The 22731-nt window shown below is 65.0% G+C and carries 24 protein-coding genes; 6 read left to right on the top strand and 18 right to left on the bottom strand.

Annotated elements, in window-relative coordinates; genetic code table 11:
- Nucleotides 1-79 precede the first annotated feature (79 nt).
- Nucleotides 80-1246 (top strand): divergent polysaccharide deacetylase family protein, encoded by a 1167-nt coding sequence (locus FQ775_RS16930; RefSeq protein ID WP_246730159.1) that lies wholly within the window; start codon nucleotides 80-82, stop codon nucleotides 1244-1246.
- Between the two features lie 4 nt (nucleotides 1247-1250).
- On the top strand, nucleotides 1251-1772 hold the full coding sequence (locus FQ775_RS16935) for an RNA pyrophosphohydrolase (protein ID WP_256378193.1): 522 nt from the start codon (nucleotides 1251-1253) through the stop codon (nucleotides 1770-1772).
- A 37-nt stretch (nucleotides 1773-1809) separates the two neighbouring features.
- Here the strand turns inward: FQ775_RS16935 and cueR are convergent, their stop codons facing one another.
- The 10 genes from cueR to FQ775_RS16985 all read right to left on the bottom strand — a co-directional run bounded on the left by cueR (nucleotide 1810) and on the right by FQ775_RS16985 (nucleotide 11603).
- A complete protein-coding gene (cueR, locus tag FQ775_RS16940) occupies nucleotides 1810-2196 on the bottom strand; it encodes a Cu(I)-responsive transcriptional regulator (RefSeq protein ID WP_146298561.1) in 387 nt (128 codons plus the stop codon).
- A gap of 48 nt (nucleotides 2197-2244) precedes the next feature.
- Nucleotides 2245-4752, bottom strand: a complete 2508-nt coding sequence (locus FQ775_RS16945) for a heavy metal translocating P-type ATPase (RefSeq protein ID WP_146298562.1) — start codon at nucleotides 4750-4752, stop codon at nucleotides 2245-2247.
- A 111-nt stretch (nucleotides 4753-4863) separates the two neighbouring features.
- Complete coding sequence (locus FQ775_RS16950) at nucleotides 4864-5376, bottom strand: superoxide dismutase family protein (protein WP_206064773.1); 513 nt, start codon at nucleotides 5374-5376, stop codon at nucleotides 4864-4866.
- 117 nt (nucleotides 5377-5493) lie between these two features.
- On the bottom strand, nucleotides 5494-5901 hold the full coding sequence (locus FQ775_RS16955; protein WP_146298563.1) for a F0F1 ATP synthase subunit epsilon: 408 nt from the start codon (nucleotides 5899-5901) through the stop codon (nucleotides 5494-5496).
- Between the two features lie 2 nt (nucleotides 5902-5903).
- On the bottom strand, nucleotides 5904-6353 hold the full coding sequence (locus FQ775_RS16960) for a hypothetical protein (RefSeq protein WP_146298564.1): 450 nt from the start codon (nucleotides 6351-6353) through the stop codon (nucleotides 5904-5906).
- A gap of 7 nt (nucleotides 6354-6360) precedes the next feature.
- Complete coding sequence (atpD, locus tag FQ775_RS16965; protein ID WP_146298565.1) at nucleotides 6361-7926, bottom strand: F0F1 ATP synthase subunit beta; 1566 nt, start codon at nucleotides 7924-7926, stop codon at nucleotides 6361-6363.
- 61 nt (nucleotides 7927-7987) lie between these two features.
- On the bottom strand, nucleotides 7988-8866 hold the full coding sequence (locus FQ775_RS16970) for a F0F1 ATP synthase subunit gamma (protein WP_146298566.1): 879 nt from the start codon (nucleotides 8864-8866) through the stop codon (nucleotides 7988-7990).
- 18 nt (nucleotides 8867-8884) lie between these two features.
- Nucleotides 8885-10414, bottom strand: coding sequence for a F0F1 ATP synthase subunit alpha (atpA, locus tag FQ775_RS16975; protein WP_146298567.1), 1530 nt, complete (start codon nucleotides 10412-10414; stop codon nucleotides 8885-8887).
- Entirely contained in the window at nucleotides 10414-10974 is a 561-nt protein-coding gene (locus tag FQ775_RS16980; RefSeq protein WP_146298568.1) for a F0F1 ATP synthase subunit delta, read from the bottom strand. Before FQ775_RS16980 ends, atpA begins: the two co-directional genes overlap by 1 nt.
- 233 nt (nucleotides 10975-11207) lie before the next feature.
- On the bottom strand, nucleotides 11208-11603 hold the full coding sequence (locus FQ775_RS16985; RefSeq protein WP_146298569.1) for an AGROH133_08824 family phage infection protein: 396 nt from the start codon (nucleotides 11601-11603) through the stop codon (nucleotides 11208-11210).
- Nucleotides 11604-11722: 119 nt separating this feature from the next.
- Between FQ775_RS16985 and FQ775_RS16990 the strand changes: the two genes are divergently transcribed.
- Entirely contained in the window at nucleotides 11723-12145 is a 423-nt protein-coding gene (locus FQ775_RS16990; protein WP_146298570.1) for a VOC family protein, read from the top strand.
- 138 nt (nucleotides 12146-12283) lie between these two features.
- On the opposite strand, the gene FQ775_RS16995 is transcribed toward FQ775_RS16990, so the two are convergent.
- The 3 genes from FQ775_RS16995 to FQ775_RS17005 form a co-directional block, all read right to left on the bottom strand.
- The gene (locus FQ775_RS16995) at nucleotides 12284-12733 is read right to left on the bottom strand and encodes a hypothetical protein (protein ID WP_146298571.1); all 450 of its coding nucleotides are present in this window, start codon (nucleotides 12731-12733) and stop codon (nucleotides 12284-12286) included.
- Nucleotides 12734-12832: 99 nt separating this feature from the next.
- Nucleotides 12833-13186, bottom strand: coding sequence for an ASCH domain-containing protein (locus FQ775_RS17000; protein ID WP_146298572.1), 354 nt, complete (start codon nucleotides 13184-13186; stop codon nucleotides 12833-12835).
- Nucleotides 13187-13206: 20 nt separating this feature from the next.
- A complete protein-coding gene (locus FQ775_RS17005; protein WP_146298573.1) occupies nucleotides 13207-15390 on the bottom strand; it encodes a primosomal protein N' in 2184 nt (727 codons plus the stop codon).
- 94 nt (nucleotides 15391-15484) lie between these two features.
- Between FQ775_RS17005 and fsa the strand changes: the two genes are divergently transcribed.
- Nucleotides 15485-16138: a fructose-6-phosphate aldolase gene (fsa, locus tag FQ775_RS17010; protein ID WP_146298574.1), complete on the top strand. Its 654-nt coding sequence runs from the start codon at nucleotides 15485-15487 to the stop codon at nucleotides 16136-16138.
- Between the two features lie 6 nt (nucleotides 16139-16144).
- Here the strand turns inward: fsa and FQ775_RS17015 are convergent, their stop codons facing one another.
- The 3 genes from FQ775_RS17015 to leuS form a co-directional block, all read right to left on the bottom strand.
- A complete protein-coding gene (locus FQ775_RS17015) occupies nucleotides 16145-17062 on the bottom strand; it encodes a 1-acyl-sn-glycerol-3-phosphate acyltransferase (RefSeq protein ID WP_146298575.1) in 918 nt (305 codons plus the stop codon).
- A 97-nt stretch (nucleotides 17063-17159) separates the two neighbouring features.
- Nucleotides 17160-17729, bottom strand: a complete 570-nt coding sequence (lptE, locus tag FQ775_RS17020; RefSeq protein WP_146298576.1) for an LPS assembly lipoprotein LptE — start codon at nucleotides 17727-17729, stop codon at nucleotides 17160-17162.
- Nucleotides 17716-20349 (bottom strand): leucine--tRNA ligase, encoded by a 2634-nt coding sequence (gene leuS, locus FQ775_RS17025; RefSeq protein ID WP_146301853.1) that lies wholly within the window; start codon nucleotides 20347-20349, stop codon nucleotides 17716-17718. The genes lptE and leuS overlap by 14 nt, the downstream gene beginning before the upstream one ends.
- A gap of 119 nt (nucleotides 20350-20468) precedes the next feature.
- Here leuS and FQ775_RS17030 point away from each other — a divergent pair, with 119 nt between their 5' ends.
- Nucleotides 20469-21131 (top strand): YggS family pyridoxal phosphate-dependent enzyme, encoded by a 663-nt coding sequence (locus FQ775_RS17030; RefSeq protein WP_146298577.1) that lies wholly within the window; start codon nucleotides 20469-20471, stop codon nucleotides 21129-21131.
- Between the two features lie 51 nt (nucleotides 21132-21182).
- On the opposite strand, the gene FQ775_RS17035 is transcribed toward FQ775_RS17030, so the two are convergent.
- Nucleotides 21183-21566, bottom strand: coding sequence for a hypothetical protein (locus FQ775_RS17035; protein ID WP_146298578.1), 384 nt, complete (start codon nucleotides 21564-21566; stop codon nucleotides 21183-21185).
- A complete protein-coding gene (locus tag FQ775_RS17040) occupies nucleotides 21567-22022 on the bottom strand; it encodes a cupin domain-containing protein (protein WP_167813021.1) in 456 nt (151 codons plus the stop codon).
- 70 nt (nucleotides 22023-22092) lie between these two features.
- Between FQ775_RS17040 and FQ775_RS17045 the strand changes: the two genes are divergently transcribed.
- Nucleotides 22093-22713, top strand: a complete 621-nt coding sequence (locus tag FQ775_RS17045) for a TetR/AcrR family transcriptional regulator (RefSeq protein ID WP_146298580.1) — start codon at nucleotides 22093-22095, stop codon at nucleotides 22711-22713.
- Nucleotides 22714-22731 lie beyond the last annotated feature (18 nt).

Genomic DNA, 22731 nt, shown 5'->3' on the forward strand with positions numbered 1-22731 from the left:
GCGCATTTCGATGCGCGGGCCGTCTCTCCCGGTTTCGCGTTTCGACCGGATCGCATGTCATTCTGGAGAGGCTCTCAGCTTGCCACTCGACAAGCAGATCGAACGCCCGCTCGGACAGGACCGGCCCGCGCGCGAAGTAGCGCCGCGGGCGGCGGGTATGTTGCCGGGCCCCGGGCGCGTCGGCGGCGTCCTGCTTGCCGGCGCCGTGCTGGCCGCAGGCGGCGTGATCGCACTCCAGCCCGCCCCGTGGCGCCAGCCCGAGCCTGAAGTCGCCTCGACGCCGGCAGACCAGCCGGCGCCCCAGCCCAAGGAACTAGCGACGAACACGGAGCCGCCGGAACGGACTGCGCCGGCAGCGCCGTCGATCATTCGCGTGCCGGACGAGGATTCGAGCCAGAACGTGATCGTCATCCGCGATCCGTCGGCGCTCGGCCAGGACCTGCGGGTGGCCCACCTGCCCGACCGCGCCCTGCTCGAACAGTCCGCGCACGGTCCGCTGCCGATCAGGGGTGCCGACGGGCGCCGCCCGGTCGATGTCTATGCGCGTCCCTGGTCCGGCGCGCGCGGCGCGCGGGTCGCGATCGTCATCGGCGGGCTGGCGCTGTCGCAGACCGGCACCCAGGCCGCGATCGACAAGCTGCCGCCAGAGGTGACGCTGGCCTTCTCGCCGCAAGGCAACTCGATCGGCCGCTGGATGCAGGCGGCGCGCAGGCAAGGGCACGAGCTCTTGATGCAACTGCCGCTGGAACCCTTCGACTACCCGAACATCAATCCCGGCCGCAGCACGCTCACCACGCAGGCGACAGCCGGGCAGAACATCGACAATCTGCACTTCGTCCTGGCGCGCACCACCAACTATGTCGGGGTGATGAATTATATGGGCGCGCGATTCACGGCCGATCGCGACTCCTTTGCGCCGGTGATGCGCGAACTCGGCGCACGCGGCCTGCTTTATCTCGACGACGGCACCTCGGCGCGCAGCCTGGCCAATGACCTCGCCACGGCAAGCAGGGTTCCCTACGCGCAAGGCGATACGCCGATCGACCAAGAGCGCGAGCGTGGCAAGATCCTTGAAAAGCTCGACGAGCTGGAGCGCACCGCCCGCGCCCGCGGCTTTGCGCTCGGCACCGGCTCGGCCTTCGATGTCACCATCGATGCGGTGACGTCGTGGGTTGCCGAGGCCAAGAGGCGCGGCATCGAGATCGTCCCGGTCTCCGCCCTTGCCAACGATCCCGAGAAGGAATGACGCATTGGGCGACAAGACCCGTCTGGTGGACCCTCAAACCCTGCCATACCGGCCTTGCGTCGGCATCATGGTGCTGAACCGCGACGGGCTGGTCTGGGCCGGCCGTCGCATCCACGAAACCGACAGCGAGATGAGCGGTTCGCAAAAGCTCTGGCAAATGCCGCAAGGCGGCATCGACAAGGGCGAGGAACCGTTGCCAGCCGCCCGCCGCGAGCTCTACGAAGAAACCGGCATCAAGACGGTTTCGCTCGTCGCCGAGGCGCCGCGCTGGATCAACTACGACCTGCCGGCACACCTTGTCGGCATCGCGCTCAAGGGCAAGTTTCGCGGCCAAACCCAGAAATGGTTTGCCTTCCGCTTCGAGGGCGACGACGACGAAATCCGCATCAACCCGCCGCCCGGGGGCCACGAGGCCGAGTTCGACGCCTGGGCCTGGAAGCCGATGCGCGACCTGCCGAACCTCGTGGTGCCGTTCAAGCGCAGCGTCTACGACGAGGTGCTGGCCGCCTTCGCGCACCTCGCCTGACGGTGCGGCTTTTCGTCGTCTGGATGCTGGCCGTTGCCTAGGCGCCGGCCAGTTCGTCGATGATCGGGCACTCCGGCCGCTCGTCGCCATGGCAATGGGCGACGAGATGGCTCAGCGCGTCGCGTAGCCCTTTCAGCTCTGCGATCTTGCGATCAATCTCGGTGAGCTTGGCTTTCGCGATAGTCTTGACGTCGGCGCTTTCGCGCTCGCGGTCATTGTAGAGCGACAGCAATTGCCGACATTCGGCGACCGAGAAGCCGAGCCCGCGTGCCCTTTGCAGAAAGCGCAGCCTGTGCACGTCCGACGTCGAATAGTCGCGATAGCCATTGCCGGACCGGTCCGGCTTCAGAAGCCCGATATCCTCGTAGTAGCGGATCGTCTTCGCCGGCAGGCCCGAGCGTTCGGCCGCATGTCCGATGTTCATGTCATCACCCTTCCGTTTGGCCGGAAACTTTCCAGACACCTGTGCTGTTCATTTCAACGAGAGCGTCCTTAGCCGCAGCGCGTTGCCGATGACGGACACCGAAGAGAGGCTCATGGCGGCGGCCGCGATCATCGGCGACAACAGCGTGCCGAAGACCGGGTAGAGCACGCCCGCCGCCACCGGCACGCCAAGCGCGTTGTAGGCGAAGGCGAAGAAAAGGTTCTGGCGGATGTTTCGGATGGTGGCTTGCGCCAGGGTACGGGCGCGCACGATGCCGGTCAGATCGCCCTTGACCAGCGTGATGCCTGCACTCTCCATCGCCACGTCGGCGCCCGTGCCCATTGCAATGCCGACATCGGCGGCGGCCAGCGCCGGCGCATCATTGACGCCGTCGCCGGCGACCGCGACTCTGGCGCCGCCGGCGCGCAGTTCCTCGACCAGCCGCTGCTTGTCCTCGGGCAGCATTCCGGCCCGAACGTCATCGATGCCGAGTTTCCCGGCTACAGCTTGCGCCGTGCGTTCGTTGTCGCCGGTCGCCATGATGATCCTGAGGCCGCTTTCATGCAGGTCGCGAATGGCGTCCGCCGTGGTCGCCTTGATCGGATCGGCGACGGCGAGGAGGCCGGCCGCTCGACCATTGATAGCAACGAACATCGCCGTCTTGCCTTCGCCAGCGAGCGCATCGGCCTTTTCGGCCAGCGCACCGACGTCGATCCCGAGGTCGTCCATCATCGCCCGGTTGCCGAGCGCGACCTCGCGACCGTCGACCTTGCCGCGCACGCCCTTGCCCGTCACCGCGTCGAAATCGGTTGCCTGTTTCAGGTCGATGTTGCGCTCCGTGGCGCCGGCCACGATCGCTTCGGCCAACGGATGTTCCGACCCTTTTTCCAGGCTTCCTGCACGCACGAGGACATCGTCCTCGGAAAAACCTTCGGCAGTGGCCACGTCGGTGAGCTTCGGCCGGCCTTCGGTCAGGGTCCCGGTCTTGTCGACGATCAGCGTGTCTACGCTGGCGAAGCGCTCGAGCGCTTCCGCATCCCTGATCAGCACGCCGGCCTGCGCGCCCCTGCCCGTCGCCGTCATGATCGACATCGGCGTTGCCAGCCCCAGGGCGCATGGGCAGGCGATGATCAGCACCGAGACCGCCGAGACGATGGCGAAGATCATTGAGGGCGAAGGGCCAAAGAGGGCCCAGACGACAAAGGCCGCGATCGCGACCAGCACGACCGTGGGGACGAAATAGAACGACACGCGATCGGCCAGCCCCTGGATCGGCGCGCGCGAACGCTGCGCCTTGGCGACCATCTCGACGATCCGCGACAGCATGGTTTCGGCGCCGACCTTGTCGGCAGTGATCACGAGGGTGCCGTTCTTGTTGAGCGTTCCGCCGGTAACCGTGTCGCCCTCCACCTTCTCCACCGGTACCGGCTCGCCGGTGATCATCGATTCATCGACCGAGGAGCGGCCCTCGGCCACGGTGCCGTCGACCGGCACGCCGTCGCCCGGCCGTACGCGTAGCCGGTCGCCTGCGACCACTTCGTCGAGCGGCACGTCGCTTTCCGTACCATCGTCTGCGATGCGTCGCGCCGTCTTCGGCGACAGGTCGAGCAGGGCGCGGATTGCCGAGCCCGTGCGTTCGCGCGCCTTGAGTTCCAGCACCTGGCCGACGAAGACCAGCGCGACGATGACCGCGGAGGCCTCGAAATAGACCGGCACCGCGCCGCCATGGCCGCGGAACTGGTGCGGAAAGATGCCGGGGAAAAGGGTGGCGACGACACTGTGGAGATAGGCGGTGCCGACCCCGATCGCGATCAGCGTCCACATGTTGGGGCTGCGGTTCTCGATCGACTGCCAGCCGCGCTCGAAGAACGGTATCGCCGCCCACAGGACCACAGGCGTCGCCAGCGCCAGTTCGGCCCAGACGGCAACCCGCTCGCCAAGCCAGTCGCGGACCGGCAAGCCGACCATCGGTCCCATGGCGATGACGAGCAGCGGCAGCGCCAGTCCGGCGCTGACCCACAGCCTGCGCGTGAAGTCGACCAGTTCCGGGTTCGGTCCCTCCTCGCCGGTGGGCACGCCCATCGGTTCCAGCGCCATGCCGCATTTGGGACAGGAGCCGGGCGCGTCACGCACGATCTCCGGATGCATCGGACAGGTGTATTGCGTACCGGCAGGCATTGGCTCGGGCGCCGGCCGGTCGCCGAGATAGCTTTCCGGATCGGCCTCGAACTTCTGCTTGCAGCGTGCGGAGCAGAAATAGAAACCCTCGCCGGCATGGCGACAAAAATGCTCCGCGCTCGCGCGGTCGACCTTCATGCCGCAGACCGGGTCGGTTGCCTCGACGAAGGCTTCGGGCGACTTTTTGAACTTCGCTTGGCAACCGGTGCTGCAGAAATGGAAAACATGGCCGTCATGCTCGACGCTCGGCTTGCCGGCCGAGGGATCGACGGTCATGCCGCAAACGGGGTCGCGGACCACCTTTCCGGCTTCCGGCCCGGTGTGATCGGCGCAGCACGCCGCCCCTGTATGTTGGTGGCTGTGGGTGTCGTGGGCCATCTGTGGTCGTGCTCCGTCGGGAGAGAAAATTCTTCAGGCCAAACACAGATAGACCTTCCAGTCACTGGAAGATCAACAGCTTTTTTTTAGAGCGTCGAAACCGGCTCCGGCTTACCGCCTGACGACCCCACAGGCGATGCGGTCGCCGGCGTCGCCGGAAGGCTGGCTCGCGTAGTCGTCGGGGTCGGAGTGCACGATCACGGCAGTCCCGTCGCCGTCCAGCAAAGGATGCGCACCGTCTTCCAGCGAGACACGGTCGGTGAAGAACTCGACCTTGAGCACGCCGTTTTCAGCGACATAGACATTGGGCAGATCACCGGGATGAGGGCCATGCTCGGCATTGATGCCATGCGCGCGGTCGCCCGCGATGTGCCCGCCCGCCGATTTGAAGCCGTCCCCGACGGTGCATTGTCCGGTCTCGTGAAGGTGAAGCCCGTGCGGACCGGGCGGAAGTCCGATCATCTCGACAATGATGCGCAGCGTTCCTGAACGCGTCGTCTCGAAGCTGACCGTGCCGGCCTCGGCTTCGGCCGGATCGATCATGTTTGCCGCCGCCGTGGGACCCTGGGCATGGGCCACGGACATTCCGGAGGCAAAAAGTATCGCGCCGATGACGATTTTCATGAGTTCCAACCTTGTCCCGATTGCAACCGGACAACGGTCTTCGGCTGCCTATCGTTCCGTCAACAAAAAAGCCGGGCTGTGCGCCCGGCTTCCGCATTCCCGAAACGTACCGTTCCTTCACGCCGGCAGGATCGCGCCTTCGAGCGTGGTGAGTTGCCCCAGATAGGCTTCGGCCTTGGTCTTCGCGGCCTCATCCTTGGCGTCGGCGACGTCCTCGCGCGCGTCCTGGATGCGGCGGGCGAGTTCCTCGCGGTCGATTTCGTCGACTCGGGTCGCCGATTCGGCGAGCAGCGTGCAGGATTCCGGCAGGATGTCGGCAAACCCGCCGAAAACGACATAGCGGTCGGATTTGCCGGACGCCGTCTTCACCGTGACCACGCCCGGCTTGACCGTGGTCATCACCGGGGCGTGTTTCGCCATCACCGTCATCTCGCCCTCGGCACCGGGCACGATGACCGATTCGACCTCCTCGGAAACAAGGAGCCGCTCGGGCGAGACGAGTTCGAACTTGAAGGATTCAGCCATGGCTAAAGCTCTTTTCCCAGATACTCTGCGCTCTTGTCCGGCCGAAACTCCAAAATGGGCGCGTCCGGGTCATTTTCTTCGGTTACTCGAACCGGCTTCCCCACCGTTGCGGCCAACCAGAAACAGAACTCCTTCAGCTGATCCAGAGCAGGTTGGCCAGATATGTCTGTCGGTACGAAGTCCAATTCGATCTCGCCATCGGTCCAGAAATGACATTTCAGTCCCTTGTCCAGGACATCAACAATCATCGCATGGGCGATGTCGTGGTCAACCTCCGCTGTGCTCCCAGGTAAGATACCAAGTTCGCCGTTGCGGTAGCAGCAATACGTCCAAGATCCGTTGGCCATGGCCTGAAGGAACCTGTCCCAGTCCACAACCGAGCTGCCCGGCACAATAATGTCGCGCAGCCCGCCATCCCAGGCGAAATGTTTAGCGACTTCCGCCCAAAGCACCAACGGGTCAGGCGGCCTCGGCGGCCAGCTTCTTGCCCTGCTCGACGGCTTCCTCGATCGAGCCGACCATGTAGAAGGCAGCTTCCGGCAGGTGGTCGTATTCGCCGTCGCACAGACCCTTGAAGCTCTTGATGGTGTCGGCGAGGTCGACGAACTTGCCCGACTTGCCGGTGAACACTTCGGCCACGAAGAACGGCTGCGACAGGAAGCGCTCGATCTTGCGGGCGCGGGCCACCGTCAGCTTGTCCTCTTCCGAAAGCTCGTCCATGCCCAGGATGGCGATGATGTCCTGCAGCGACTTGTAGCGCTGGAGGATCTCCTGCACCCGGCGTGCGACTTCGTAATGCTCGTCGCCGACGATGCGCGGGTCGAGCATGCGCGAGGTCGAATCGAGCGGATCGACGGCCGGGTAGATACCCTTTTCCGAAATCGCGCGCGACAGCACCGTGGTGGCGTCGAGGTGGGCGAACGACGTCGCCGGCGCAGGGTCGGTCAGGTCGTCGGCCGGAACGTAGATCGCCTGAACCGACGTGATCGAGCCCTTCTGGGTGGTGGTGATGCGCTCCTGAAGGGCACCCATGTCGGTGGCGAGCGTCGGCTGATAGCCGACGGCCGAAGGAATGCGGCCGAGCAGCGCCGACACTTCCGAGCCCGCCTGGGTGAAGCGGAAGATGTTGTCGACGAAGAACAGCACGTCCTGGCCCTGGTCGCGGAAATGTTCGGCGACGGTGAGGCCGGTCAGGCCGACACGGGCGCGGGCGCCGGGCGGCTCGTTCATCTGGCCGAACACCAGGGCGCATTTGGAGCCTTCGGTCGAACCGTTGTTCTTGTGCGGGTCCTTGTTCACGCCGGACTCGATCATCTCGTGATAGAGGTCGTTGCCCTCGCGCGTGCGCTCGCCGACGCCGGCGAACACCGAATAGCCGCCATGCGCCTTGGCGACGTTGTTGATGAGTTCCTGGATCAGAACGGTCTTGCCGACGCCGGCGCCGCCGAACAGGCCGATCTTGCCGCCCTTGGCGTAGGGCGCCAGAAGGTCGACGACCTTGATGCCGGTCACCAGGATTTCGGCCTCCGTCGACTGGTCGACATATTCGGGTGCCGGCTGGTGGATGGCGCGGGTGCCTTCGCCCTTGACCGGGCCAGCCTCGTCGATGGCCTCGCCGACCACGTTCATGATGCGGCCGAGCGTGGCGTCGCCGACCGGAACCGCGATCGGGTTGCCGGTGTCGCGCACTTCCTGGCCGCGCACCAGGCCCTCGGTGGTGTCCATGGCGATGCAGCGCACGGTGTTCTCGCCGAGATGCTGGGCGACCTCGAGCACCAGGCGCATGCCCTGATTGTCGGCCTCGAGCGCGTTGAGGATGGGCGGCAGATCGCCTTCGAACGAAACGTCGACGACGGCGCCGATCACCTGACGCACCTGACCGGTCGCACCGCTCGCCTTGCGCGGCGCGGACGTCTTGCTGGCCGCGGCGGGCTTGGCCGCCGGCTTCTTCGCCGCGGCGGGCTTGGCCGCCGCCTTGGAGGCGGATGCGGCCGTCGTCTTCTTGGGGGTCGCTGCTTTCGCCATCGTCGTGTGCCTCTTCGTCCTTGTGTTCCTGCCGCCGGTGCGCTGTCCGCTTTCCGGAGGCCTAGAGCGCTTCCGCGCCCGAAATGATCTCGATCAGTTCCTTGGTGATCTGCGCCTGGCGCTGACGGTTGTAGGTGATCGTCAGCTTGTTGATCATGTCACCGGCATTCCGCGTCGCGTTGTCCATGGCGCTCATCTTGGCGCCCATCTCGCCGGCCGCGTTCTCAAGCAGCGCCGAGAATATCTGAACGGCGATGTTGCGCGGGATGAGGTCGTCGAGAAGCTCGGCCGCCTCCGGCTCGTATTCGTAGACGGCGCCACCATCGGCCTTGTCGTCGGCTGCCGCCGCCGGCTTGGCCGGGATGATCTGCTGCGCGGTCGGGATCTGGCTGATGACCGACTTGAACTGCGAATAAAACAGCGTGCAGATGTCGAACTCGCCCGCCTCGAACATGCCGATCACCTTCCTGGCGACCGCGTCGGCGTGTTCGAAGCCGATCTTCTTGGCTTCGCGAAGGTCAACCCGGTCGATGATCAGCTTCGCGTAGTCGCGGCGCAGGATATCGAAACCCTTCTTGCCGACGCAGATGATCTTGACCGTCTTGCCCTCGTTGAGGAGCTTGCGCACATGCTCGCGCGCCAGGCGCGATATCTGCGAGTTGAAGGAGCCGCACAGGCCGCGCTCGGCCGTGCAAACCACGAGCAGATGCGTCTCGTCCTTGCCGGTCCCGGTCATCAGGGGCGGCGCATCGGTGCCCGACACCGCATTGGAGATATTGGCGAGAACGGTGGCCATGCGCTCCGAATAGGGCCGCGCGGCTTCCGCAGCTTCCTGGGCGCGACGCAGCTTCGCCGCGGCGACCATCTGCATCGCCTTGGTGATCTTCTGCGTCGCCTTCACCGAGGCGATGCGGTTGCGGAGGTCCTTGAGTGACGCCATGACGTTGTTCCGTCAGCCTCAGGCGAAGTTCTTGGCGAAGGCGTCGATCTCGGCTTTCAGCTTGTCGCGCAGGTCGTCCGACAGCGCCTTCTCCTTGCGGATCGCCTCCAGCACGCTCTTGCCTTCGGTGCGAAGATGCGTGAGCAGCCCCTGTTCGAAGCGGCCGACATTCGCCAGGGCGAGCTTGTCGAGATAGCCGTTGACGCCGGCGAAGATCACCGCGACCTGCTCCTCGGTCTTGAGCGGCGAGAACTGCGGCTGCTTCAGAAGCTCGGTCAGGCGCGCACCACGATTGAGCAGGCGCTGCGTCGCCGCGTCGAGGTCGGAGCCAAACTGTGCGAAGGCGGCCATTTCGCGATACTGGGCAAGCTCGCCCTTGATCGAGCCGGCGACCTGCTTCATCGCCTTGACCTGCGCCGACGATCCGACACGCGACACCGACAGGCCGACGTTCACGGCCGGGCGGATGCCCTGGAAGAACAGGTTGGTCTCGAGGAAGATCTGGCCGTCGGTGATCGAGATCACGTTGGTCGGGATGTAGGCCGAAACGTCGTTCGCCTGGGTTTCGATGACCGGCAGCGCGGTGAGCGAACCCGAACCGTTGTCGTCGTTCATCTTGGCGGCGCGCTCGAGCAGGCGCGAATGCAGGTAGAAGACGTCGCCCGGATAGGCTTCGCGGCCGGGCGGACGGCGCAGGAGCAGCGACATCTGGCGGTAGGCGACGGCCTGCTTGGAAAGATCGTCATAGGCGATCACGGCATGCTTGCCGTTGTCGCGGAAATATTCGCCCATGGCGCAGCCGGCGAACGGCGCCAGGAACTGCATCGGCGCCGGGTCGGAGGCGGTCGCCGCGATCACCACGGAATATTCGAGCGCACCGCGCTCCTCGAGCACCTTGACGAACTGCGCCACGGTCGAGCGCTTCTGGCCGACAGCGACGTAGACGCAATAGAGCTTGAGGCTTTCGTCGTCGCCGTCATTGAGCGGCTTCTGGTTGAGGAAGGTGTCGAGCACGATCGCGGTCTTGCCGGTCTGGCGGTCGCCGATGATCAGCTCACGCTGGCCGCGGCCGATCGGGATCAGCGCGTCGATCGCCTTGAGGCCGGTCGACATCGGCTCATGAACCGACTTGCGCGGAATGATGCCGGGCGCCTTGACGTCGACGCGGCGGCGTTCGGCAGCCTCGATCGGGCCCTTGCCGTCGATCGGGTTGCCGAGTGCATCGACGACGCGGCCGAGCAGGCCGGGACCGACCGGCACGTCGACGATGGCGCCGGTCCGCTTGACGGTGTCACCTTCCTTGATGTCGCGGTCGTTGCCGAAGATGACGACGCCGACATTGTCGCTTTCGAGGTTCAGCGCCATGCCGCGGATGCCACCGGGGAACTCGACCATCTCGCCAGCCTGGACATTGTCGAGGCCGTAGACGCGCGCAATGCCGTCACCGACGGAGAGAACCTGACCAACCTCTGAGACTTCGGCTTCCTTGCCGAAATTCTTGATCTGGTCCTTCAGAATTGCGGAGATTTCCGCGGCCCGGATATCCATCAGCCGACCTCTTTCAGTGCAAGCTTGAGCGAATTGAGTTTTGTCTTGAGCGACGTGTCGATCTGGCGCGAACCAATCCTGACGATGAGACCGCCGAGCAAGGAGGGATCGACGGTCAGGTTGATGGCGACATCCTTGCCGGCCACACCCTTGAGCGTCGCTTCGAGTTCCTTGCGCTGCGCGGCCGTCAGGTCGTGCGCGGACGTTACCTCGGCGGCGATCTCGCCGCGCTGCTCGGCAGCGATGCGGCGGAAGGCCTTGATGATGCCGGGGATGGCGAAGAGCCGGCGGTTCCGGGCAACGACGCGCAGAAAATTGGCGACGAGGCCCGTCAGCCCGGCCTTGGCGACGATGGCCGACATCGCCTTGAACTGGTCGTCCGCCGAAAAGACCGGGCTGGTGATCAGCCGCTGCAGATCGTCGCTGTCGGCGAGCATCGCCTCGAAACCGGTAAGGTCGTTCTCCACCTGCTCGACCGACTTGGCCTCGAGCGCCAGGTCGAAAAGCGATCCGGCATAGCGCTCGGCGACATCGGAAACGGGTGAAGTAGACTGTGCCACGAACGGTCTTCTCTTCCTGGGAAGGCCGCAAGATTTCTGCGCAAGCGGACGATGCCGGCTAAATCTTTGACCTTATTGATTAATTCCAACCACGAAGGCGGTCACGCCGCATCCCCCGGCCGAAAGTCGCTTGCCGTCTAGCACACGCTTCCGGGACTCGCAACAACCCGCAACGTCAGCCTTCCCGGCACTTTTGTCGCATCCGTGCGCACTTTGCGACAGCGCCTCGCCGGCTAGGGCACGAATCCGAAAACGAAGGCCAGCGGCAGGCCGGCCAGCACCAGTTCGACGATCAGGCTGAACCAGTTGTAGAGCGTATTGCCCTTGTCGGACAGGATCGAGATCAGCCGCCCGAACGCGGTCAGCAGCCAGGAAACGCCGAGCGTCATGTAGATGAGCGGCTGTGCCAGCAGGATCGCGCAGATGCCGACGCCGAGATAGAAGCCGGACATCGTCGCGCGTGGCTCCGAAAGGGCTTCGGGATGTGCCGCGGTCGTCTCCAGACGCAAGATCCGCAGCGACAGGCGCGGCGCGAACAGCAACACCAGCCCGATCAGGACGGTGACGATCGCCGAACTCCAGGCGAGCCACTCACCCTGGCTGACCGGCATCGGAAAAGCGAAATCCACGGCATCCCCTCCACATCGAATCGTGCGAGAGGATAGCCGCTGCGTCGCAAGCTGTCGCGTTGCCTATGTTCCGGCAAACAGTCGCGACAACTGAAAACACAAACGGAGGACGACGATCCATGAAACCGAGGCTGAACGTGATCACCATCGGCGTCGACGATCTGGAGAAGTCGCTGCGCTTCTATCGCGACGGCATGGGATTGAAGACTGACGGCATCGTTGGCGCCGAGTTCGAGCATGGCGAGGTGGTGTTCATCGACCTCGGCCCGAGCCTCAGGCTCGCCCTCTTCCCGCGCAAGAGCATTGCGCATGACGCGGGCATCGATATCTCCTCTGCGAGCCCGACCGAATTCACCCTGGGCCACAATACCGCCAGCGCAGCGGAGGTCGACGCGGTCATGAAACAGGCCGAGGCCGCCGGCGCCAGGATCGTGAAGCCGGCACAAGAAACCTTCTGGGGCGGCTATGCCGGCTATTTCGCCGACCCCGACGGCCATCTCTGGGAGGCTGTCTACAATCCCGATCTGGTACCCGATGACTAAGCGAATCGGCCCGGCGTGCGATCGCGTTCTCTCACATAGAGCGGTTCATCGTTTCACGGAATCGTCGAACGGCTCTGACCGCTCGTTTCTGCGCAATTCCGGACGGAAAACCGGTTTCCACTTTTCCTGGAATTGCTCTTAGGCGCCGCAATCGCCCTCGAACGCCACCGTCTCCTCCCCGTAAGGTCCGCTGACGGCGATGGAGCCGGCGTAGCCGGTTGACTCGTACCCTTCCTCGCCCGCCTTCATGGTGACGACAACGTCGTGCGGCGCCTCGCCGAGGCTGCGGTAGTGCCGTGTCTCGCCCGCTGGCGTTTCCTCGCGCGAGACGAGCTCGAGTTGGCGCAACTGGTGACCGATCGCGGCGAACCCGGTTTCGGCATAAGGCTCGTGCAAGCCGTCCTTCTGTGTGAAGAACACAAAGCGCCAGCTTTCCGGATCGTTGAAATCGAAGCGATGGCCCAGGCGCCAGAAGGTGCAATAGCTGTCGATATAGGGCCAGTGAATGTCGGTGATCACGCTGGGCTGCGCCATGGCGGACATTGTCGTCAGCAACGCGGCCGCCGACGTTGCAAGGAAACGCGTCATGAAATCCCCTCCCGAAACATCGGCAAGCGTGACAGAAGCTGGGAGCAATTCAAGCCGCACCCGCGGCAGCGGCGACGTCCGGACCGATTTCCGCAGGCCTCAGCGGTCATCCGCCGCCGGAAAGCCCGGCCGCGCCCGTGTCTCCGCCGGTGTCAGATGCTCGATCACCTGCACCTCGTCATCGAGTTCGATGCCGGGGTAGTGTTCGCGCATGCCGGCGAGCATGACCTGATCGGGCCATTCGTCCTGCCGTCCCACGAAAGCGGCCGCGTTGCGGAGCGGCATGGAGGTGATGCGCGTCACCCAGACGACCACCGTTCGGTCCGGATCGCCGGCGCAGACGTAGCACATGTAACCAGGGACGATCGGCGGCTCGCGCCAGCGTATGGTCGAGCGCTTGTCGCCGTTTTCGACCAGCGGGAACAGTCGCGGCACGACCTCGAGCCGTTGCATGGGCTCTTCCTCGTTCGAACTCAAAGAAAGCTCTGCGGATCGATGTCGACCTGCACCCGCACCGAGCCGCGCGGCCTGGGGGCGGCCGCAAGCATGGCGCGCGCAAAAGACTGCAGATCGGCGCGCTTGCCACCATGGACAAGCAGCCGGAACCGGTAACGCCCCCCGATCAAAGCCAGTGGCGCCTCGGCGGGCCCCAACACCTGGATGTCGGCATTGGCGGGTGCTGCACGGCGGAGCGCCCTGGCGTGGCCTTCGGCCTCGCCGCGTGACACTGCGCTGACGATGATCCCGGCCAGCCGGCCGAAGGGCGGCAGGCCGGCGCGTTCGCGCTCGGCGGTTTCGCGCTCGTAGAAGGCTTCCGCGTCGCCGGAAACGATCGCCCGCATCACCGGGTGCTCTGGCTGGTAGGTCTGCAGCAGGCCGCGGCTTTTCTTGCCGGTCCGCCCGGCCCGGCCGGTGACCTGCGACAGGAGCTGGAAGGTGCGCTCGGCGGCGCGCGGATCGCCATTGGCGAGCCCCAGATCGGCATCGACGACGCCGACGAGCGTCATGTTGGGAAAGTTGTGCCCCTTGGCGACCAGTTGCGTGCCGATGACGATGTCGGCCTCGCCCTTGGCAATCGCTTCGAGCTCGAGCCTAAGCCGCCGCACGCCGCCAAGCAGGTCGGAGGAAAGCACGATCGAACGCGCGTCGGGAAAATGCGCGACCACCTCCTCGGCGATGCGCTCCACGCCTGGACCGCAGGCGACCAGATGGTCGAGCGCGCCGCATGAGGGGCAGGCCTCGGGACGCGGCTCGGCATGGCCGCACTGATGGCAGACAATCTGGCCGCGAAACCGATGCTCGACCAGCCAGCTCGAACAGTCCGGGCATTGGAAGCGGTGGCCGCAGACGCGGCACAAGGTCAAAGGCGCGTAGCCGCGACGGTTGAGAAAGAGCAGCGCCTGCTCGCCACGATCGAGTGTCTTTGCCACCGCCTCGATCAGGAGCGGCGACAGGAACCCCCCACGCACCGGCGGCGCCTTGCGCATGTCGATGGTCGCGAGTTCCGGCAGCGAGGCATCGGCGAAACGCGCCGGCAGCAGCACGCGTCCATAGCGGTCCTGAAGAGCGTTGACGCGGCTTTCAAGCGATGGGGTCGCCGAAGCAAGAATCACCGGGAAGCCGCCGATATGGCCGCGCACCACGGCCATGTCGCGCGCATTGTAGCAGACGCGTTCCTCCTGCTTGTAGGAGGGATCGTGTTCCTCGTCGACGACGATCAGGCCGAGATCGGCAAATGGCAGGAACAGCGCCGAGCGGGCGCCGGCCACCACCTTGACGCTCCTTTCGGCGACCTGCCGCCAGACACGCTCGCGCATGCGCGGGGCGACGTCGGAGTGCCATTCGGCCGGCTTGGTTCCGAACCGGTCCTGGAAACGCTCCAGGAAGGCGTGGGTGAGCGCGATCTCGGGTAAGAGGATGAGCACCTGCCGCCCCTTGTCGAGCGCTGCCGCCACCGCCTCGAAATAGGCTTCCGTCTTGCCGGAGCCGGTGACACCGTCGATCAGCGTCACTGAAAAGCCGCCGGCCTCGACGCGCTCCCGCATGGTGCGCGCGGCCGCGCTCTGGTCGGGGGTGAGTTCGGGAACGGCAAAGCCGGTATCGGGCTCGGCGACCACCGGACGCGGTGGCAGAAGCACGTCCTCGAAGACCCCTTGTGCCTTCAGCCCGTCGATGACCGTGGACGAAACACCCGCTGCACGCGCCAGCCCCGGGCGCGTCCAGGCCGCGCCGGGCTCGGCGAGTTCGAGCACGCGATGGCGGGCCGCCGTCATGCGGTCGGGCCGCAGCTCGGTACGGACTATTCCCTCGATCAGCGGTTCAGGATCGAGTGCAGCCGGCGCGCGCAGGAACATGCGCGCCACCAGGCCGGGCGGCGTCAGCGTGTAGGCGGCGATCCATTCGATGAAGCGCAACGCGTCGTCGCCGAGAGGCGGGCAATCGAAGATGGCCGAGATCGATCGCAGCTTCGCCGGATCGACATCGCCGCCGGTCCCCCTGCCGACGATGCCGGCCACCTCGCGCGGTCCAAGCGGCACGCGCACGATGGCGCCGGGGCGAACGCTTTCGCCATCCGGCACGGCGTAGGAATAGGGCGTTTCCGTCGGCACCGGCACCAGCACCGGTACGACACGCCGGACCGGCGAATCTTGCTTCATCGGTCGTGACCTTGCCTCGACTTTGGTCTAGAGCAAAGTCCGACACGCGCGGGACCAGCCGCCGCCCTAGGAAATAGGCCCGAGGAGACCGGAAATGAAGTTCTTTGTCGACACCGCCGACGTCAAGGAGATCAGCGAGCTCAACGCGCTCGGCCTGCTCGACGGCGTCACCACCAACCCGTCGCTGATCATGAAGGCGGGCCGCGACATCATCGAGGTGACCAAGGAAATCTGCGACATCGTCGACGGTCCCGTTTCCGCCGAAGTGACCGCCACCGAATACGACGCCATGATGAAAGAGGCAGCGGTTCTTTCGAAGATCGCCGACAATATCTGCATCAAGGTGCCACTGACCTTCGACGGGCTGAAGGCCTGCAAGGCGCTCACCTCGGACGGCCGCAAGGTCAATGTGACGCTGTGCTTCGCCGCCAACCAGGCGCTGCTGGCCGCCAAGGCGGGCGCAACCTTCATCTCGCCCTTCATCGGCCGCATCGACGACATGGGCATCGACGGCATGGAACTGATCTCGGAGATCCGCACGATCTACGACAATTACGATTTCAAGACCGAAATCCTCGCGGCCTCGATCCGCACCGTGAACCACGTGAAGCAGGCCGCACTGATCGGCGCCGACGTGGCCACCGTGCCGCCAGCGACGCTGCGTGCTCTGGTCAAGCACCCGCTGACCGACAAGGGGCTTGATGCCTTCCTCGCCGACTGGGCAAAGACCGGGCAGAAGATCGGCTGACGCGGTTCAGGCCGGTACGCGGGCCGTGAATTCGGCCCGCGGGTCGGCGGCCAGCGCAAAAACCGTGTGATCCTGCAACCGCGCGGTAACATCGGCCGCATCGCCGTCGAGGTCAGCCGGTGCGACCGGCTTGCCGAAGGTGATCGAGAAGTGGAACCGCTTCTTGTTGAGGAGTTCGTGGAACAGCGTCATGTCACGCAACTCCGTCGAGTGCTTGGCCAGGAAATAGAACAGCCCTGAATTGCGAGCCGTGATGTGGACCGGCACGATCGGCGTCTCAAACCGCCGCGCCAGTGTCACCGCCGAGGGCTGCCAGGGCCGTTCGGTCAACCGGCCGGCGTGCCAATAGGCGATCCGGCCGGCGGGAAAGAGCACGATCGCGCGCTGCGCGGCGAAGGCGCGTGCGGTCATCTCCAGCGTGTCGCGGCTCTTGGCGTGCGACTTCTCGCCGGCGCGCCATTCGACAGGGATGATGACGTCTCGAAAACCCTGCGCCACGCGCAAGGCATCACGATTGGCAAAGAAGGCGATATCCTCACGATAACGCTTGAGCGCATCGTACATCGCAATGCCGTCAGCGATCCCGGTCGGGTGATTCGGCGCAACGATCACCGAGCCTTCGCGCGGCAGATGCTCGAGGCCGCTCACCTCAAGGTCAAGCGACAGGAGCTCGCTGATATGTTCGAACGCGTCGCGGCCAGCCATCGGCGCGATACGGTCGGCCATACGTACCGCTTCGCCATAGTGAAAAAGCCGGTAAAGCAGTGGCTTGAACATCGGCCACAGAGGGTGGCGGGAAAGGTTGACTGTCCGCTCCTCGATCAACTGGTCGATGATGTGGCCCTGACTGGTAGGAACGAGGCCGTAGAGCGAGCGCCCGCCGAAAAGTCTGGCGATCGAGGACGGTGACGTCGGCATATCCATGGTCATCCACTCCGGTCGGCCCTGTGTGGCCAATCTCTGTGACGCAAGAATGACGCCCCCGAAGCCCACCTGTCCGCTGCCGACAGGAAATCAACGCTCAACTTGAAGGAAGGTTCTCCAGATCCTGCAGAACGGCCAGCTTCATGAACTCCGCCAGTTCGCGCGCTGCCCTGTTTTCCGCGTCGCGCTCGGCGCGCAATGCCGCGAATTCCTGCCGCGGCTTGTCGAATGAAGCCGTGGCGGAGCGCTTGCCGCGCGCCACGACATCGCCCGTCTCGGCATCGATCAGCTTGTAGACGGAGGTCATGACGACCGCGCCGGCGGTCGGCTCGTTTTCCAGAACCACCTGTACTGATGCCGAGGAGCGCACATAGGAGGTCACGCCGAGGTCGAGCACATATTGCGGCGAAGAAAGCTCGCCGGCGCCGCCATTCAAGCCGAAGATCAGGTGGTTGCGGACCTCCTGCGCGTAGCGCGTGGAGACCTGCTTGACCGAGATCGAGGCCAGCCTGGCCGTGCTACCGCCATCGACCGACGACGAGATGTCGCCGTAGAGCGGCCGCACCGTGCAGGCCGACCCGGCAAAGGCCATGGCAAGCACCATGGCGAGGATCACGTTTCGGGCGATCCCGCCGAGGGAATGTGTGTGGCGCTCAAGCGACGACATTGACGATCCTCTGCGGAACGACGATCACCTTGCGCGGAGCCTTGCCGTCGAGCGCCTTGCGGACGATATCGAGCTCGAGCACCGCCGTTTCGACGGCAGCTTGATCTGCGTCGCGCGCAATTGTCAAATCACCACGCTTCCTGCCGTTGATCTGGACCGGATAGGTAAACTGGTCGTCCACCACCAGAGCCGGATCGAAACCGGGCCAGCCCTGCTCGGCGGCCATACCGGTTCCGCCCAGCGCCGCCCGGCACTCCTCGGCCAGGTGCGGCATCATCGGCGCGATCATGGCGACAAGCATGTCGACCGCCTCGCGCAAGGCCGGCGCCTTCTCCGGAGCTAGTGTGCCCTCTGCCGCCTGGTTGAGCGGTTCCTGCAGCGCATTGGTCAACTCGTAGAGGCGCGCCACCGCCTTGTTGAAGGACAGCTTCTCGATGTCCTCGCCGACCGCTTTCAGCGCCTTGTGCGCGGCCTTCGAGATCGCCGCGCCCTCGCCGTCTCGCGCCGTCGCCGGCGCGGTCTTCGAAAGCTGCGGCGCCGCGCCCGAGGTCAACCGCCACAGGCGCTGCACAAAGCGGTGCGCGCCTTCCACCCCCGCCTCGGTCCAGATCACGTCGCGGTCCGGCGGCGAATCCGAAAGCATGAACCAGCGGGCGGTGTCGGCGCCGTAACTGGCAATGATGTCATCGGGATCGACGACGTTCTTGCGCGACTTCGACATTTTCTCGATCGGGCCGATCGTCAGCGGCTCGCCGGTCGCCAGAAGCGTCGCGCTGCGCTTGCCGTCGGCCTCCTCGACCTTGACCTCGGCCGGTGTGACCCAACCCTGCGGCCCCTTGTAAGTTTCGTGCACCACCATGCCCTGGGTGAAGAGCCCGGCGAAAGGCTCCTCGACCGTATTGACATGGCCGGTCGCCTTCATCGCCCGCGAGAAGAACCGCGAATAGAGCAAGTGCAGGATCGCGTGCTCGATGCCGCCGATATACTGGTCGACAGGGAGCCAGCCGTTCTTGCCGTCGACATAGTCGAGGGTTGTCGGCTGGTCCTCGTTCCATGGGTCGGTGAAGCGCGCGAAATACCAGGACGAGTCGACGAAGGTGTCCATCGTGTCGGTGTCCCGGCGCGCCTCGCCACCGCATTGCGGACAGGCGACGTTCTTCCAGGTCGGGTGGTGATCGAGCGGGTTGCCGGGCCGGTCGAAGGAGACGTCCGTCGGCAGTTCGATCGGCAGTTGCGAATCGGGCACCGGCACCGCCCCGCACGCCTCGCAGTGGATGACGGGGATCGGGCAGCCCCAATAACGCTGACGCGAGATCAGCCAGTCCCGCAGCCGGAACTGCACCTTGCGCTCAGCCATCGGCCGGTTGCCGATCGAGATCTTCTCCAGCCGGTCGGCGACATCGTCGAAAGCGGCTTGCGGCTTCATGCCGTCGAGGAAGCGCGAATTGATCATCACGCCGTCATCGACATAGGCCTCGTCGATGATCTGGAAGGTCGCGGCGTCAGCGTTCTCCGGCATGACCACCGGCACCACCGGCAGGCCGTATTTGTTGGCGAAGTCGAGGTCGCGCTGATCGCCCGAAGGGCAGCCGAAGATGGCGCCGGTGCCGTAGTCCATGAGCACGAAATTCGCGACATAGACCGGCAGCGTCCAGCTGTCGTCGAAAGGATGCACGACCCGGATGCCGGTGTCGAAGCCCTTCTTTTCGGCGGTCTCGATCGCCGCGGCCGAGGTACCGCTGCGGCGTATTTCCTCGATGAAGGCGGCGAGTTCCGGGTTGTTCGCGGCCGCCTTCTTGGCCAACGGATGATCGGCAGCGATGGCCATGAAGGAGGCGCCGAAGATCGTATCCGGCCGTGTGGTGTAGACCTCCAATTCGTTTTCGCCGGCCGGCGCCGTGCCGGCAGCCAGGGGCCAGCGGATCAACAATCCCTCCGAACGGCCGATCCAGTTCTGCTGCATGACGCGGACCTTTTCGGGCCAGCGGTCGAGCGCTTCGAGCCCGTCCAGCAATTCCTGGTTCATGGCCGTGATCTTGAAGAACCATTGCGTCAGATCGCGCTGCTCGACCGGAGCGCCGGAGCGCCAGCCGCGGCCGTCGATCACCTGCTCGTTGGCGAGCACCGTCATGTCGACCGGGTCCCAGTTGACCTTGGCCGAGCGGCGCTCCACCAGCCCGGCCCTCCAGAAGTCAAGGAACATCTTCTGCTGGTGCTTGTAATAGGCCGGGTCGCAGGTCGCGAATTCGCGCGCCCAGTCGAGCGACAGGCCCATCGTCTTCAACTGGCCCTTCATCGTGTCGATGTTGGCATAGGTCCAGTCGCGCGGATTGACCTTGTTGTCGCGCGCGGCGTTCTCGGCCGGCAAACCGAACGCATCCCAGCCCATCGGGTGTAAAACGTTGTGGCCGGTGGCGCGCTTGTAGCGGGCCACGACATCGCCCATCGTGTAGTTGCGCACATGCCCCATATGGATGCGGCCAGAGGGGTAGGGAAACATCTCCAGCACGTAATATTTCGGCCGTGGATCGTCGTTCGCGGTCTCGAAAAGCCTGGCTTCGGTCCACGCCTTCTGCCAGCGGGGTTCGGAGACACGTGGATTGTATCGCTCGGTTGCCATGACCGGTTTTTCACTTAAGAGGAGGGCTGGAATGTGCCGGGGCGGACCTTCACCATGGTTTTCGCGAAGCGTCAACTCCGCCGGCGATGCCGGCGCGGCCAAACTGCAAGGGTGTTGCCATGACGGATGCGACCGAGCGCCTGGCGAAGGTAAGGGCCGAAATCGCCCGTGCCGAGCAGGAGGCGGGGCGGCCAGCCGGGTCGGTCACGCTGGTCGCCGTCTCCAAGACGTTCGACGCCGAAGCGATCCGCCCGGTGATCGGTGCCGGACAGCGCGTCTTCGGAGAAAACCGCGTCCAGGAGGCGCAAGCCAAATGGCCGGCACTCAAGGCGGATCATGCCGACATCGAACTGCACCTGATCGGCCCCTTGCAATCCAACAAGACCGGCGACGCCGTGGCGCTTTTCGACGTGATCGAGACGGTCGACCGCGACAAGATCGCCGCCGAGATCGCCAAGGAGATCAAGAAGCAGGGGCGCATCCCTCGGCTCTACGTCCAGGTGAATACCGGAGCCGAGCCTCAGAAGGCCGGGATAGATCCGCGTGAGGCGAAGACGTTCGTCACACGCTGCCGCGATGTCCACCGGCTCGAAGTCGAGGGGCTGATGTGCATTCCGCCCTTTAACGAGAACCCCGGCCCGCATTTCGCCCTGCTGGCGAAGATCGCCGTCGAGGCGGGCCTCGATCGGCTCTCCATGGGCATGTCGGCCGATTTCGAGACCGCCATCGCCTTCGGCGCGACCAGCGTCAGGGTCGGCTCGGCGATCTTCGGCGCACGCTGACCTGGCCGGAAACCCCCGCCGCAATCGCGCGCGGGCGGGCGTCGGACAGCGTCAGGCTGCCTCGGGCGTGCGCCGCGACTGCATGAGAGCGACCAGCAGAAACAGAAGCATCGATAGCAGGATTATCACCGAGCCGGCCTTTGCCAGCCCTTCCCCCTCGCCGCGCAGGGCGAAGACGATGCCCGGAGTCAGCACGATGACGCCGAGATGGGCAAGTAGCACCTGCGCCCTGGCCAGCCAGCCGTCGGCGGCACCCGGAAAGATCGAATAGAACGCCCCGTAAAGCGCCAGCGAGGCCCAGCCGAGCAGGTTGAGATGTCCGTGCGCCGGCGCCAGGCTGTGATCGCCGGTGGCCGACATAACGATGCCGAAGATCATGCCGAGCGATGCGTAGATCGCGGCGCCGATCCAGCAGGCCTTGGAAAGCGTGTTCATCTAACCCTCCTTGATGACCATTCCCAGCGGGGCGGCGTTCGCGCCCACCCAGCCGAGCTTTTCCGGTGAAACCGAGCGCGCCCTTGCGTCCGGCTCGTCGCACGGTACCCGCGCGCCTTCGAAGAAGGCCTCGAAACCGCGCGGCGAGAAGCCGGTCACGAAGCGTACCGGTGCATCGCCCGGGTTGTCGAAGCTGTGCAACACTCCGGCAGCAATGGTCGCGCCCTCGCCGGCTTCCAGCCGACGCTTGCCGTCCTCGAGCACGAGGTCGAGCGTGCCGTCACAAATGTAGAAGAACTCGGAGAAGCCAGGGTGATGGTGCATCGGAGGACCTGGGGTCCCGGGGTCGGTGACGACTTCGAGCATGGCGAAATCGCCGATGGTCGGCAATGGCGTGACGCGGTGGCCGAGCACGTAACCCGGTGAAAACTGTTCCTTCATCGTCGCAATTTTCATTGTCGCCTCCACCCATTGATGATACTGCATCCTGTAATGAGATTTTGTCTTATAAAGCGACGAAGTGTCAATGACAAAAACACGCCGCAACGATTTCACCCGCCACAACCAGCGCCTCCGCACGCGACGGGCGCTGCTCGCGGCCGCACGCGAACTGATGAAGGAGCACGCCGAACCGACAATGGAGGAGGTCGCCGATCGGGCTCTGGTCTCGCGCGCCACGGCCTACCGATATTACCCGAACATCCAGACCATGCTGATGGAGGCCGGCTTCGACGCCGAAGTTCCGGCGCCGGCCGACTATTTTGCCGACCAGCAGGACCGTTCAGGAACCGATCGCCTGAAAAGCGTGCCCGACCTGCTGATCTCCGTGATGATCAAGGACGAGGCCAATTTTCGCCGCTTCCTCGCCGCCACCTTGCTCGACAGTGCCGGAAAACTCTCGTCGGGCGATCGTGAGGCCTTCCGGCGCGGCGGGCGGCGCATGGGGCTGCTGGAAAAGGCGCTTGAGAGTTCAGGCATCCCCGACGATCAGCGCGCCCGTATTGTCGAGATGGCTGCGCTCGTCGTCGGACCCGAGATGTTCGTCTCCGCCGTCGACAGTTGCCACATGAAGCGAGAGGCCGTGCTGCCGGCCATACACTGGCTCATCGAGGCGATCGTGGAAAAGGCGTCGCGCGAACCAGGCTAATCGGACCGGAGACTGCCG

The organism is Nitratireductor mangrovi (genome assembly GCF_007922615.2).
Lineage (GTDB): Bacteria > Pseudomonadota > Alphaproteobacteria > Rhizobiales > Rhizobiaceae > Mangrovimarina > Mangrovimarina mangrovi.